Source organism: Sphingobium indicum BiD32 (genome assembly GCF_000382885.1).
Classification (GTDB): Bacteria; Pseudomonadota; Alphaproteobacteria; order Sphingomonadales; family Sphingomonadaceae; genus Sphingobium; species Sphingobium japonicum_C.
The window spans coordinates 1-13,940 of record NZ_CAVK010000247.1; the positions used below are offsets into that span (position 1 = coordinate 1).

The 13,940-nt window shown below is 62.8% G+C and carries 11 protein-coding genes and 1 pseudogene; 10 read left to right on the forward strand and 2 right to left on the reverse strand.

The features are described 5' to 3' along the window. The 8 genes and pseudogenes from EBBID32_RS21580 to ligA all read left to right on the forward strand — a co-directional run. Positions 1-443 (forward strand): annotated as a pseudogene (locus EBBID32_RS21580) (tRNA pseudouridine(55) synthase TruB); the annotation flags it as partial. Then, the gene (gene rpsO, locus EBBID32_RS21585) at positions 444-713 is read left to right on the forward strand and encodes a 30S ribosomal protein S15 (protein WP_006967129.1); all 270 of its coding nucleotides are present in this window, start codon (positions 444-446) and stop codon (positions 711-713) included. A gap of 337 nt (positions 714-1,050) precedes the next feature. Further along, complete coding sequence (pnp, locus tag EBBID32_RS21590) at positions 1,051-3,381, forward strand: polyribonucleotide nucleotidyltransferase (protein WP_006967133.1); 2,331 nt, start codon at positions 1,051-1,053, stop codon at positions 3,379-3,381. Between the two features lie 147 nt (positions 3,382-3,528). After that, positions 3,529-4,548: a sensor histidine kinase gene (locus EBBID32_RS21595; protein ID WP_006967135.1), complete on the forward strand. Its 1,020-nt coding sequence runs from the start codon at positions 3,529-3,531 to the stop codon at positions 4,546-4,548. A gap of 55 nt (positions 4,549-4,603) precedes the next feature. Continuing rightward, positions 4,604-5,389 carry an outer membrane protein assembly factor BamD gene (locus EBBID32_RS21600; protein WP_037492428.1) on the forward strand — a complete coding sequence of 262 codons (786 nt, stop codon included), beginning with the start codon at positions 4,604-4,606 and terminating at the stop codon, positions 5,387-5,389. Between the two features lie 51 nt (positions 5,390-5,440). Beyond that, the gene (recN, locus tag EBBID32_RS21605; RefSeq protein WP_006967139.1) at positions 5,441-7,105 is read left to right on the forward strand and encodes a DNA repair protein RecN; all 1,665 of its coding nucleotides are present in this window, start codon (positions 5,441-5,443) and stop codon (positions 7,103-7,105) included. A gap of 141 nt (positions 7,106-7,246) precedes the next feature. Beyond that, positions 7,247-7,627, forward strand: coding sequence for a putative quinol monooxygenase (locus EBBID32_RS21610; RefSeq protein WP_006967141.1), 381 nt, complete (start codon positions 7,247-7,249; stop codon positions 7,625-7,627). 358 nt (positions 7,628-7,985) lie between these two features. Further along, complete coding sequence (gene ligA / locus EBBID32_RS21615) at positions 7,986-10,085, forward strand: NAD-dependent DNA ligase LigA (protein WP_006967143.1); 2,100 nt, start codon at positions 7,986-7,988, stop codon at positions 10,083-10,085. A 106-nt stretch (positions 10,086-10,191) separates the two neighbouring features. Here the strand turns inward: ligA and yghU are convergent, their stop codons facing one another. Then, on the reverse strand, positions 10,192-11,061 hold the full coding sequence (gene yghU / locus EBBID32_RS21620) for a glutathione-dependent disulfide-bond oxidoreductase (RefSeq protein ID WP_006967148.1): 870 nt from the start codon (positions 11,059-11,061) through the stop codon (positions 10,192-10,194). 77 nt (positions 11,062-11,138) lie between these two features. Next, a complete protein-coding gene (locus EBBID32_RS21625; RefSeq protein WP_006967152.1) occupies positions 11,139-11,570 on the reverse strand; it encodes a universal stress protein in 432 nt (143 codons plus the stop codon). Between the two features lie 329 nt (positions 11,571-11,899). On the opposite strand from EBBID32_RS21625, the gene groES reads away from it, so the two are divergent. Together groES and groL are read left to right on the forward strand one after the other, a co-directional pair. Then, positions 11,900-12,187: a co-chaperone GroES gene (gene groES, locus EBBID32_RS21630; RefSeq protein WP_037492430.1), complete on the forward strand. Its 288-nt coding sequence runs from the start codon at positions 11,900-11,902 to the stop codon at positions 12,185-12,187. Between the two features lie 79 nt (positions 12,188-12,266). Continuing rightward, positions 12,267-13,913 (forward strand): chaperonin GroEL, encoded by a 1,647-nt coding sequence (gene groL / locus EBBID32_RS21635; protein ID WP_006967158.1) that lies wholly within the window; start codon positions 12,267-12,269, stop codon positions 13,911-13,913. Positions 13,914-13,940 lie beyond the last annotated feature (27 nt).

Below are 13,940 nucleotides of genomic sequence, written 5' to 3' on the forward strand. Positions count from 1 at the left end.
CTCTCCCCGCCGGGGAGAGGATAGAGAGTATCACCCTTACCGCCCATGTCTCCAAGGGCACCTATATCCGCTCGCTTGCCCGCGACGTTGCGCTGGCGCTCGACACGGTCGGGCATGTCACCATGCTCCGCCGTATCAAGGCCGGGCCGTTCACCCTGGATTCCGCGATTTCGCTGGACAAATTGCGCCATGCTGCTAACGAGCGCGCCATCGGTAGCCTTATGCTGCCGCTGACGGCGGGGCTGGACGACATCCCGGCTCTCCCCGTCTCTCCCGACCAGGCCATCGCTCTCCGACAGGGGAAGGTTCTGACCGGGATCACTGCCACCACCGGCCTGTATCTGGCGATGGACGGGAACATCCCCGTCGCGCTGGTCCGGTCGGATGATCATCAGATCATCGTGGTGCGCGGTTTCAACCTGATGTCGAAGGATGACGAATAGATGACGATTACTGCCGAGCGCAAGGAAGCGCTGATCAAGGAATATGCCCGCGTTGAGGGTGACACGGGTTCGCCAGAGGTTCAGGTTTCGATCCTGACCGAGCGGATCACCAACCTGACCGAGCATTTCAAGGGTCACCACAAGGATAATCACAGCCGCCGTGGTCTGCTGATGATGGTCAACAAGCGTCGTTCGCTGCTGGACTATCTCAAGAAGAAGGATCAGGCTCGCTACACCGACCTGATCGCCAAGCTGGGCCTGCGCAAATAACGCAGACCTTCAACGGGACGGCCCCCATGCGGGGCCGTTTCTGATTCCGGGCTAATTGAATGGCCCGTCATCCTGACGAAAGTCAGTATCCATTCGGCGCTACGGTGGCGTTCAACCGGAGCCGAGCGTGAATGGATCCCGGATCAGGTCCGGGATGACGAAATAGGTAAACCATGGCGCCGGGCAATCCGGCACGGCGGCATGATAAAGGGGACATTTCCCCACACCGTCGCACCCGCGACGGAGGAGAGCGTGAAGCTCTCCAGTCATGGAGTCTTACCGGCTCCACCAAAGGCCCCGCCCGGCAATAGGGCCCACGCGGGCGAAGGAAAAAACTATGTTTGATGTCAAGAAAGTATCGATCGAGCTGGCTGGCAAGACGCTGACCCTCGAAACCGGCCGCATCGCACGCCAGGCTGATGCCGCCGTGCTGGCGACCTATGGCGAAACCGTGGTGCTGTGCGCCGTGACCGCCGCCAAGAGCGTGAAGGAAGGCCAGGATTTCTTCCCCCTGACCGTTCACTATCAGGAAAAATATTCCGCCGCCGGCCGCATCCCCGGTGGCTTCTTCAAGCGTGAGCGCGGCGCGACCGAAAAGGAAACGCTGGTTTCCCGCCTGATCGACCGTCCGATCCGCCCGCTCTTCCCCGAAGGCTTCTACAACGAAATCAACGTCATCGCCCAGGTGCTGTCGTTCGATGGCGAAAGCGAGCCGGACATGGTGGCGATGATCGCCGCATCGGCTGCGCTGACCTTGTCGGGCGTGCCCTTCATGGGGCCGATCGGCGCGGCGCGCGTCGGTTACAAGGATGGCGAATATCAGCTCAACCCGTCGCTGGACGAGGTAAAGACCGGTGAACTCGATCTGGTCGTTGCTGCCACCTACGACGCGGTGATGATGGTCGAATCCGAAGCGAAAGAGCTGTCGGAAGAGGTCATGCTGGGCGCCGTCCTGTTCGCGCATGACGCGAGCAAGAAGATTGTCGACGCCATCATCAGCCTGGCGGAAAAGGCCGCCAAGGACCCCTGGGACATGGCCAAGAGCGATGATCTGGTTGAACTCAAGGCCAAGCTGAAGAAGCTGATCGGCAAGGACATTGCCGCCGCCTACAAGCTGACCGACAAGTCTGCCCGTTCCAACGCGCTGAACGAAGCCCGCGCCAAGGCGAAGGCGAAGTTCACCGCCGATGGCCTGGACGCCCAGACCGTCATGGCCGGCATCAAGCTTACCAAGAAGCTGGAAGCGGAAATCGTGCGCGGCGCCATCCTGAAGGACGGCAAGCGCATCGACGGCCGCACCACCACGCAGATCCGCCCGATCGAAGCGATGGTCGGCTTCCTGCCCCGCACCCATGGTTCGGCCCTGTTCACGCGCGGTGAGACGCAGTCGATCTGCACCACCACGCTGGGCACCAAGGACGCCGAGCAGATGATCGACGGCCTTACTGGCCTGCATTATGAAAACTTCATGCTGCACTATAACTTCCCGCCCTATTCGGTCGGTGAAGTCGGCCGTTTCGGCGCGCCGGGTCGTCGTGAAGTGGGCCATGGGAAGCTCGCATGGCGTGCGCTGCACCCCGTGCTGCCCAGCAAGGACGAGTTCCCCTACACGATCCGCGTCCTCTCGGACATCACCGAGTCGAACGGTTCCTCCTCGATGGCGACCGTCTGCGGCGGCTCGCTGTCGATGATGGACGCCGGTGTGCCGTTGAAGCGCCCCGTGTCCGGCATCGCCATGGGCCTGATCCTGGAAGGCAAGGACTTTGCCGTCCTGTCCGACATATTGGGTGACGAAGATCATCTGGGCGACATGGACTTCAAGGTCGCAGGCACGTCCGAAGGCATCACCACGATGCAGATGGACATCAAGATTGCGGGCATCACCCGCGAAATCTTTGAAGCTGCGCTGACGCAAGCGAAGGAAGGCCGTGCGCATATCCTTGGCGAAATGAGCAAGGCGCTGTCATCGACCCGTACCGAGCTGTCGGCCCATGCCCCGCGTATCGAGACGTTGCAGATCGACAAGTCGAAGATCCGCGAAGTCATCGGCACCGGCGGTAAGGTCATCCGCGAAATCGTCGCCGAAACCGGCGCGAAGGTCGATATTGACGATGAAGGCCTGATCAAGATCAGCTCGTCCGATCCGGCGCAGATCGAGGCCGCCCGCAAGTGGATCCTTGGCATCACCCAGGAAGCCGAAGTCGGCAAGATCTATGACGGCAAGGTCGTCAACATCGTCGATTTCGGTGCGTTCGTGAACTTCATGGGTGGCAAGGACGGCCTCGTCCACGTCTCCGAAATGAAGAATGAGCGCGTGGAAAAGCCCACCGACGTCGTGTCGGAAGGCCAGGAAGTGAAGGTCAAGGTTCTCGAAATCGACCCGCGCGGCAAGGTTCGCCTGTCGATGCGCGTCGTCGATCAGGAAACCGGCGCAGAGCTGGAGGATACCCGTCCTGCCCGTGAAGCGCGCGAACCGCGCGGTGATCGTGGCCCGCGCCGTGACGGTGGCGGCGGTGAAGGCCGTGGCCCGCGTCGCGAAGGCGGAGATCGCGGTCGTGGTCCGCGCCGTGATGGCGGTGACCGTGGCCCGCGTCGTGAACGCAGCGAAGGCGGCAATGATGATGGTCCGGCACCGGGCGGTCTGCCCGACTTCCTGACCCAGGACTGATCGTCCGTCCGACGAACTGAGTAAAAAATGGGGCGTCCGGTTCAACCGGGCGCCCCTTTTTAATGTCGGCTGCGCAATGGACTGATTTCGATCAAGGCGATGGGGCAAAGTTCTGCTACTGTAACGATGGATCATTTGGGGAACATCATGCAGCGGAGCAACGCGCGCTTTGTCGAACGGCTGCCGCTGGTCCTTGACCGGCCAATCTATGCCTATGGTCTGACGCTGATCTTTTGCGGCGCGGCCTTCATGCTGCGGATCGCGGCCGAACCTTTGCTGCCCAATGGCTATCCCTTCGTCACCTTCTTTCCGGTGGTCATCCTCTCGTCCTTTCTGTTCGGAGTGCGGCCGGGGATTTTTGCGGCCATCCTTTGCGGCCTAGTGTCCTGGTATGTGTTCATTCCGCCCTTTTACAGTGCGGATATGAACCCTGGGGTCGCGGTCGCGATGCTGTTCTATACCGGTGTCGTCGTGGTCGACATATTGCTGATCCACTTCATGCAGCGGGCCAATTTCCATCTGGCGGTAGAGCGGGAACGTAACCGGGCGCTGGCGGAAAATCGGGAACTGCTGTTCCACGAACTCCAGCATCGTGTGTCCAACAATTTGCAGGTGGTCGCTGCGATGCTTGCGCTCCAGCGGCGTCATGTCGATCATGATGTAGCGCGCAAGGCGCTGGACGATGCGTCGGCGCGGTTGGGGCTGGTCGGCCGGATCAGCCGCGCGCTGTATGATCCGTCGGGGCAGGGACAGGATATTCGCGCTTTCCTGACCACGCTGACGAGCGATGTGCTGGAAGCCAGCGGCCGTTCGGACATCAAGCTGACCGTTTCCGCGCCCGACGGCCTGACCATCGAACCCGCCATCACCGTCCCGCTGGCGCTGATCGTGGCGGAGGCGGTCAGCAACGCGATCGAGCATGGCCTGCCCGACCGGCCCGGCACGGTCGCGGTGGCGCTGGAAGAAGCACAGGGCGCGCTGGCGCTGCGCATCGTCGATGACGGCCATGGCGTCGCCCCGAACTTTCAACATGGTGCCAGCGAATCGCTGGGGCTGCGCATTGCCAATGCGCTGGCGGTCCAGCTGGGCGGGCGTTTCTCGCTGACGCCGGGCGTGCATGGCGGCGCGGTGGCGCGGCTTGATCTGCCCGCCCGAACGGCCTGTTGAGGGTGACACCATTCTGCCGCTTGGCGGCAGCGATCTGCTCGGCTATGACCCGCCCATGCTGATGAAAACCGTAACGCGCATCGGCGCGGCCACCGCCCCGCTTCTGCTTGCCACCCTGCTCGCAGGCTGCGCGACGTCGAAGAACAAGGCCGACACCCAATATGTCGCCCGCGACGTGTCGACCCTTTATAATAGCGGCAAGGACCGGCTTGATCGCGGCCAGTATAAGCTCGCCGCCGCCTTGTTTGACGAGGTGGAGCGCCAGCATCCCTATTCGCCCTGGGCGCGCCGGGCGCAGCTCATGTCGGCGTTCAGCTACTATATGAACAGCGATTATGCCGAATCCATCTCGGCTTCGCAGCGTTTCCTGTCGATCCATACCGGCAACAAGGATGCGCCCTACGCTTATTATCTGATCGCGCTCTGCTATTATGAGCAGATTGCCGATGTCAGTCGTGACCAGAAGATTACGCAACAGGCGCTTGATTCGCTGGGCGAACTGATCCGCCGCTATCCCGGCACCCGCTATGCTGCCGATGCGCGGTTGAAGGTCGATCTGGTCAACGACCATCTGGCCGGCAAGGAAATGGAGGTCGGGCGCTTTTACCAGCGGCGCGGCCAGTGGCTTGCCGCCACGCTGCGCTTCCGCGTCGTGATCGACAAATATCAGACCACGACGCACACGCCCGAAGCGCTGGAGCGGCTGGTCGAGAGCTATCTCTCGCTCGGTATTCCCGAAGAGGCGCGCAAGGCCGCTGCGGTGCTGGGCGCCAACTATCCCGGCACCAAATGGTATGAGCGCAGCTACAAGCTGATGCAGGAACATGGCAGCAAGGCGTAATCGCCTTTCTTGCCTGTTCCCCTTTTGTGCATTGACGGGTAGAAGCGCGTCATGCTGAGCGCTTTGTCCATCCGCAATGTCGTGCTGATCGAGGCGCTGGACCTGGATTTCGGCGCGGGCCTCTCCGTGCTGACCGGGGAGACGGGTGCGGGCAAGTCGATCCTGCTCGATTCGCTGGGCCTGGCGCTGGGGGCACGCGCCGATAGTGGCCTAGTCCGCAATGGCGAGGCGCAGGCCAGCGTCACCGCGACCTTCGACCCGCCGCCCGCCGACCATCGCGCCGCGATGCTGCTGGCCGACAATGGCATCGAGATGGAGCCGGGCGAACCGCTGCTGATCCGCCGCACGGTGAAGGCTGATGGCGGCAGCCGCGCCTTCGTCAATGATTCGGCCTGTTCGGCGGCACTGCTGCGCGAACTGGGCGGGTGCCTGGTCGAAATTCATGGCCAGCATGACGATCGTGGGTTGCTGAATGCGCGCGGGCATCGCGCGCTGCTCGATGCTTATGGCCGCTGCGATGCCGGGGCGGTAGGCGCAGCGTATGGCGCGTGGCGCAAGGCGGTGAGCGCTCTCGCGCAAGCGCGGGCGACCGTGGATAGCGCCGCGCGCGACCGCGATTATCTGACCCACGCCGTCGATGAACTCGCCCGTTTTCGCCCCGAACCGGGCGAAGAGGCGACGCTGGCGGAAGAACGTGCGTCGATGCAGAAGGGCGCGCGCCTGACCGACGATCTGTCGGCGATTGCCGATTGCTTGACTGGCTCCGACGGTGGCCTCGCCCAATTGCGGCAGGCGGCGCGGCGGCTGGACCGGATCGCGGCGGAGGATGAGCGGCTGGCCGCCGTGCTGGAGGCGCTGGACCGCGCAGTGGTGGAGGCGGGCGAGGCGGAGGACCGGCTGGCCGAGGTGGCCGAGGCCTTGAGCTTCGATCCCGCCCGGCTGGACGACATCGAAACCCGGCTGTTCGACCTGCGCGGGCTGGCGCGCAAGCATCAGGTTCAGCCCGATGATCTGGCGGAATTGTGCGCGGAGATGGCCGCGCGGCTGACCGCGATCGAGGGCGGGGAGGAGCATATCGCTGCGCTGGAAGCGGATGTCGCGCAGAAGGCCGCCGGCTATCGCGCCGCTGCGCAGGCGCTGTCGGGTGAGCGCCAGATGGCTGCGGGCAGGCTGGACGCGGCCGTTGCGGCGGAACTTGCACCGCTGAAGCTGGACGCTGCACGGTTCCGCACCGTGGTCGCGCCGCTCGATGAAGCGCAATGGACCGGGCAGGGGATGGACCGGGTGGAGTTTGAGATTTCGACGAACCCCGGTGCGCCCTTCGCTCCGCTGACCAAGATCGCGTCGGGCGGCGAATTGTCGCGCTTCATCCTCGCGCTGAAAGTCGCGCTGGCCGAGCAGGGCGGTGCGGACACGCTGATCTTCGACGAGATCGACCGGGGTGTGGGCGGGGCGGTGGCTTCCGCCATCGGCGAACGCCTGTCGCGGCTGGCCCGCAGCAACCAGATTTTGGTCGTCACCCACAGCCCGCAGGTCGCGGCGCGGGGGGCGGGCCATCTGCTGATCGCCAAGTCCAGCGACGGCACCGTGACGCGGACGGGCGTTCATGCTCTGGACGAAGGCGAACGGCGCGAGGAAATCGCGCGGATGCTGTCGGGCGCAGAGATTACCGCAGAAGCGCGGGCGCAGGCGGAACGGTTGCTGGAGCGGGTTTAGCCACCAACACCCGTTCGTTTCGAGCGTAGTCGAGAAACGGGGAGAACTGCGCTATTGTTTCTCGACGTAGTTTATCCAGAGCGCCTGCCGCAGGCGGGCAGTCGAAGGGCTCGAAACGAACGGAGGGAGTGAAGTGACGCGATGACCCATAATCGCAGAGACATGATCGGTCTGACCGCCGCCGCCATGGCCGCCAGCGCCATCCCCGCCACTGCGCAATCGGCCCCACCGCGCTACGGCCTGATCGGCCAGATGATCGCGGAACCCGGCAAGCGCGACGAACTGCTCGCCTATCTGCGCGAGGGAACGACCGGCATGCCCGGCTGCCTGTCCTATGTGATTGCGCTCGACACCGCCAATCCCGACGCGCTGTGGATCACCGAAGTGTGGGACAGCCGCGACAATCACATGGCCTCGCTCAAGCTCCCCGCCGTGCAGGCCGCCATCGCCAAAGCCCGCCCGATCATCGCCGGTTTCGGGCAGCGGTTCGAGACGGTGCCGGTGGCGGGGGATATAGTATAGTGTGCGATCATTCGGGACTTAAACTACAGTCAATGAAAGGCCAGCATACGACGTTTCTGCCCGTCATTATCAGGATGATAGGCCGGTTGGGAATGCTCGCATCGATTGCAGTTATTCCGCCCTTGTTGCTATATGGGTCGCTATGGTGGGGTGCTCTGGGTATGCTGCATCGGCTAAATCCGATGGGGGACAAATATTGGTCTGCATGGACTGCACTTGCTATCATTCTGGCCGTTTTCCACATTTGGTTATGTAACGTGAAAATATTGGATGCTCGCAGTGGTAGGGCTGCCGTTTTGTTCGTGGCCCTATCGACTTTTGTTGTCATCGCTTGTCCATCTAATTGGGGCTTTCATTCATGAATGAAGCCGAAGCTGCCAACCGCCTGATGCGTCTGGCGCGCGAAGTGGCCAGGCATAACCGGCTCTATCATGATCAGGACCAGCCGGAGATTACGGACGCGGCCTATGACGCGCTGATCGCCGAGAATAATGCGCTGGAGGCCGCTTTCCCGCACCTCGTCCGTGCCGATTCGCCCAATGCGCAGGTCGGGGCGGCACCCACCTCCGCGCTGAAGAAAATTCCCCATGCCGCCCGCATGATGAGCCTCGACAATGGCTTTGCCGATGAGGATATCGCCGAATTTCTCGCCCGCGTGCGCCGCTTCCTGGCGCTGCCCGACGATGCGCCGGTCGCGCTGACCGCAGAGCCGAAGATTGACGGCCTGTCCTGTTCGTTGCGTTACGAGAAGGGCGAACTGGTGCTGGCCGCGACGCGCGGCGACGGCGCTACGGGCGAGGATGTGACCGCCAACGTCCGCACCATCGCCGATATTCCCCAGCGGCTGACCGGCGATGCAATCCCCGACCTGTTCGAGGTGCGGGGCGAGGTCTATATGGCCAAGGCGGATTTCACCGCGCTCAATGCCCGGCTGCTGGCGGAGGCAGACGAGCCGGACAAGGCGCGGCAATTCGCCAACCCGCGCAACGCTGCCGCCGGATCGCTGCGGCAGAAGGATGCGAGCGTCACCGCCAGCCGCCCGTTGCGCTTCCTGGCCCATGGCTGGGGCGCGCACAGCGCCTTGCCCGCCGACACGCAACTGGGCCTGATGCAGGCGATTGCCGCCTGGGGTCTGCCGGTGTCGGACCGGCTGCTGCGAGTAGATATCCTCGAAACCCTGCTCGCCCATTATCGCAGCATCGAACGCGCCCGTGCCGACCTGCCCTTCGACATTGACGGGGTGGTGTATAAGGTCGACCGGCTCGATTGGCAGCAACGGCTGGGTTTCGTGGCCAAGGCACCGCGCTGGGCGATCGCGCATAAATTCCCCGCCGAACGCGCGCAGACGACGCTGGAGGCGATCGACATTCAGGTCGGGCGCACCGGCAAGCTAACCCCGGTGGGTCGCCTGACCCCGGTGACGGTGGGTGGCGTCGTCGTCTCCAACGTCACGCTGCACAATGCCGACGAGATCGCCCGGTTGGGCGTGCGCCCCGGCGACCGCGTCGTCGTCCAGCGTGCGGGCGACGTCATTCCGCAGGTGGTGGACAATCTGGATCGTGACAAGCCCGGCGCGCCCTATATCTTCAAACCCGAATGTCCGATCTGCCAGAGCGAGGCGGTGCGCGAGGAAGGGGAGGTCGATTATCGCTGCACCGGCGGGCTGATCTGCCCGGCGCAACGGTTCGAGCGGCTGCGCCATTTCGTCAGCCGGGTTGCGCTCGATATCGAGGGGCTGGGGGAGAAGTCGATCCAGGAATTTCTCGATCTGGGCTGGATCACCGAGCCGGCCGATATTTTCCGCCTGAAACGCCACCGCTCCGACCTGATCGGCCGCGAAGGCTGGAAGGAGAAGTCGGTCGACAATCTGCTCGCCGCGATCGAGGCGAAGCGCGCGCCGGACGCGGCGCGGCTGCTGTTTGGTCTGGGCATCCGTCATGTTGGCGCGGTGACGGCGCGCGATCTGCTCAAACGCTATACTAGGCTGTCGGCTGTGCGCGCTCTGGCGCAAGAGATTATAGCCCTGCGCGATGCCGCACCGGAGGGGGAGACGCAGGCCAAGCGTGACAAGGTCATCGCCGATCATATCGGGGTCGAGAATGTTGGCGCGGCGGTGGGCCATGCGCTCGCCGATTTCTTCCACGAGCCGCATAATGTGGCCGCGTGGGACGATCTTCTGTCCGAAGTCTCGCCGCCCGATTATATCGTCGAAACCACCGCCAGCGCCGTCACGGGTAAGATCGTGGTGTTCACCGGCAAGCTGGAAACGATGAGCCGCGACGAGGCCAAGGCGCAGGCCGAACGATTGGGGGCCAAGGCGGCCGGATCAGTCAGCGCCAAGACCGACCTTGTGGTGGCCGGGCCGGGGGCGGGGAGCAAGCTGAAACAGGCTGCTGCGCTGGGGATCACGGTGATCAGCGAAGAGGAGTGGGCGGAGATTGTAAGGGCGGCGGGGTAGGAAAATCCTCCCCTGCAAGGGGCGGTGGAGGGGGGGCCGCTATCGAGAGGGTGATACCCCTCCGTCATCGCTACGCGATGCCACCTCCCCCACAGGGGGAGGATTGTCAGGGCGCGGCTTCAACCTTGTCCTGCGTTTTGGTCGCAAAGTCGCCCGCGTCGTGGCGCTCATGCAATTGCTCCTCCAGCGGCCCGTTCATCTTGTTGACCATCCGCCCGCGCGTGACCGCGGGGCGGGTGTCGATCTGCCGCGCCCAGCGCAACAGGTTAGTGTAGCTGCCCGCGTCCAGAAACTCCACCGCATCATAAGCATAGCCCAGCACGACGCCGCCATACCAGGTCCAGATAGCGATGTCGGCGATGCTATATTCGTCGCCCGCCATATAGTCGTTTTCCGCCAGATGCCGGTCCAGCACGTCGAGTTGCCGCTTCACTTCCATTGTGTAGCGGTTGATCGGATATTCGTATTTTTCCGGGGCATAGGCGTAGAAATGACCAAAGCCACCACCCAGCAGCGGCGCGCTGCCCATCTGCCAGAACAGCCAGCTGAGCGCTGCCGTGCGCTTGGCCGGGTCGGTGGGCAGGAAGGCGCCGAACTTCTCCGCCAGGTAAAGCAGGATCGCACCGGACTCGAACACACGCTGCGGCGGCGATACGCTATGGTCCATCAGTGCGGGAATTTTGCTGTTGGGGTTGACCGCCACAAAGCCGCTGGAAAACTGGTCGCCATCGCCGATCCTGATCAGCCAGGCGTCATATTCGGCCGCGCTAAATCCTGCCTCCAGCAATTCCTCCAGCAATATCGTAACCTTCTGCCCGTTGGGCGTGGCCAGCGAATAAAGCTGAAACGGATGCTGGCCCACCGGCAGATCCTTGTCATGGGTCGCGCCAGCGATTGGCCGGTTGATATTGGCGAACTGGCCGCCACTGGCCTTGTCCCATGTCCAGACGGCGGGCGGGGTATAGATGTCAGTCATGCGCGCAGGCTCCCGTTCGTTCTACGCGCGTGAGGTAGGAAGTGGACGGCCGCCTCGCAACCTTCCGCCGCCCGCCATCAATCACTATGCCGGACGACCAGAACGCTGACCGGCGACTGGTGGACGATCGCCGATGCGTTTGATCCCAGCAGCTTCGACGACATCGTCGGCTGATGCGATCCGATGATGATCAGGTCCGCGCCGGTCCGTTCCGCCTCACCGATCACCTCATCGCGGACCCTGCCCCGCCGTGTCAGAAAACTGACCTGAGCCGCCGATATACCAGCGTCCGCGCACCATAGGCGCATGGCGGCCAGCGCTTCGTCCTTTTCCTGCTGGTCGAAATCGCCGGCCAGCAGTTCGGAATAGCGCGACGGGAGGTGATAGCGGACGTTGAGCAGGTGGATCCGTCCCTGCGATCCGGCAATGCCGGCAGCCCGACCGATGGCGGCTCTCGCATTGTCGGGATCATTAATGTCGACCGCCACGACGATTGTGCCAAAAAGCATCCTCTGTCCTTTCCTGTTATCCTCCGACAACGAAGCAGGGCGGGAAGCGATGCAGTCGTCATCAAAGATTGCGCCGGGGACATATCTCGCCGGAATGCGCCACGGACGGGCAATCCAGCGAGGCAAGATCGCTACAAAAATTTCATTGTCAAACCCTTGACCGGCTTTTTGGTTGCGCCATATGAGAGCGCGCTAGCACTCCCCATCAATGAGTGCTAACAGCGACGCAGTTTATCGGGAGAAGGATAAGGCGAGTGCGGTTTTCGGGGCGATTCATCCCCGGCATCGCGCGCCGGACCGATCCCAAACAGAAGGGAAAGGCAATCAACATGGCATTTCGTCCATTGCACGACCGTGTTCTCGTCCGCCGTATCGAGGCGGAAGCAAAGACCGCCGGCGGGATCATCATCCCCGACACCGCCAAGGAAAAGCCGCAGGAAGGCGAAATCGTCTCCGTCGGTTCCGGCTCGAAGGCCGAAGATGGCAAGGTGACCCCGCTCGACGTCAAGGCTGGCGATCGCGTCCTGTTCGGCAAATGGTCCGGCACCGAAGTCAAGGTCGACGGTGAAGACCTGCTGATCATGAAGGAATCGGATATTCTGGGCGTTGTCGCCTAAAGGCGACGGGCCGGGCGTCATCGCCTGACTGTTTCCGTTTTCCTGACTATTCCCATTTGCAAGAAAGAGGGTTTTTCCCATGGCTGCAAAAGACGTAAAATTTTCCCGCGACGCCCGTGAGCGCATCCTGCGCGGTGTCGACATCCTGGCCGACGCGGTCAAGGTGACCCTGGGGCCAAAGGGCCGCAACGTCGTCATCGACAAGAGCTTCGGCGCTCCCCGTATCACCAAGGACGGCGTCAGCGTCGCCAAGGAAATCGAACTCAAGGACAAGTTCGAGAATATGGGCGCCCAGATGGTGCGCGAAGTCGCTTCCAAGACCAACGACATCGCTGGCGACGGCACGACCACCGCGACCGTCCTGGCGCAGGCGATCGTCCGTGAAGGCATGAAGTCGGTTGCCGCCGGCATGAACCCGATGGACCTGAAGCGCGGTATCGACCTGGCTGTCATCAAGGTTGTCGAGGATCTCAAGGCCCGTTCCAAGCCCGTCGCCGGGACCAAGGAAATCGCCCAGGTCGGCATCATCTCGGCCAATGGCGATACCGTGGTTGGCGAAAAGATCGCCGAAGCCATGGAGCGCGTCGGCAAGGAAGGCGTGATCACGGTTGAAGAAGCCAAGGGTCTCGAATTCGAGCTGGACGTCGTCGAAGGCATGCAGTTCGACCGCGGCTACCTGTCGCCCTATTTCGTGACGAACCCGGAAAAGATGGCTGTAGAGCTGGCTGATCCCTATATTCTGATCCACGAAAAGAAGCTCAGCAACCTTCAGTCGATCCTGCCGATCCTCGAAGCGGTCGTTCAATCGGGGCGTCCCCTGCTGATCATCGCTGAGGACATCGAAGGCGAAGCGCTGGCGACCCTGGTCGTCAACAAGCTGCGCGGTGGCCTCAAGGTCGCAGCGGTCAAGGCTCCTGGCTTTGGCGATCGTCGCAAGGCGATGCTGGAAGATATCGCTGTCCTGACCAAGGGCGAAGTGATCTCGGAAGATCTGGGCATCAAGCTGGAGAATGTCACGCTGGCGATGCTGGGCACCGCCAAGCGCGTCACCATCGACAAGGACAACACCGTCATCGTCGATGGCGCTGGCGACCATGATGCGATCAAGGGCCGTACCGAGCAGATCCGTCAGCAGATCGAGAACACCACCTCGGACTATGACCGTGAAAAGCTGCAGGAACGTCTGGCCAAGCTCGCTGGCGGCGTTGCCGTCATCAAGGTTGGCGGCGCTTCGGAAGTCGAAGTCAAGGAACGCAAGGACCGCGTTGACGACGCGCTGCACGCCACCCGTGCGGCCGTTGAAGAAGGCATCGTCCCCGGCGGCGGCACCGCTCTCCTCTATGCCACCAAGGCTTTGGCCGGCATGAAGGGCGCGAACGACGACCAGACCCGTGGTATCGACATCATCCGCAAGGCGATCGAAGCGCCGCTGCGCCAGATCGCCCAGAATGCGGGCGTTGACGGTGCCGTGGTTGCGGGCAACCTGCTGCGCGAAAATGACGAAACCCGTGGCTTCAACGCATCGACCGACGTGTATGAAAACCTGGTGGAAGCCGGCGTGATCGACCCGACCAAGGTTGTTCGTGCGGCGCTGCAGGACGCGGCCTCGGTCGCTGGCCTGCTGATCACCACCGAAGCGGCGATCTCGGAAATGCCCGCCGATGACAAGGCACCGATGGGCATGCCCGGCGGTGGCATGGGCGGCATGGGCGGCATGGACTTCTAAGTCCTGCCTTCCTGACGACACAATAAG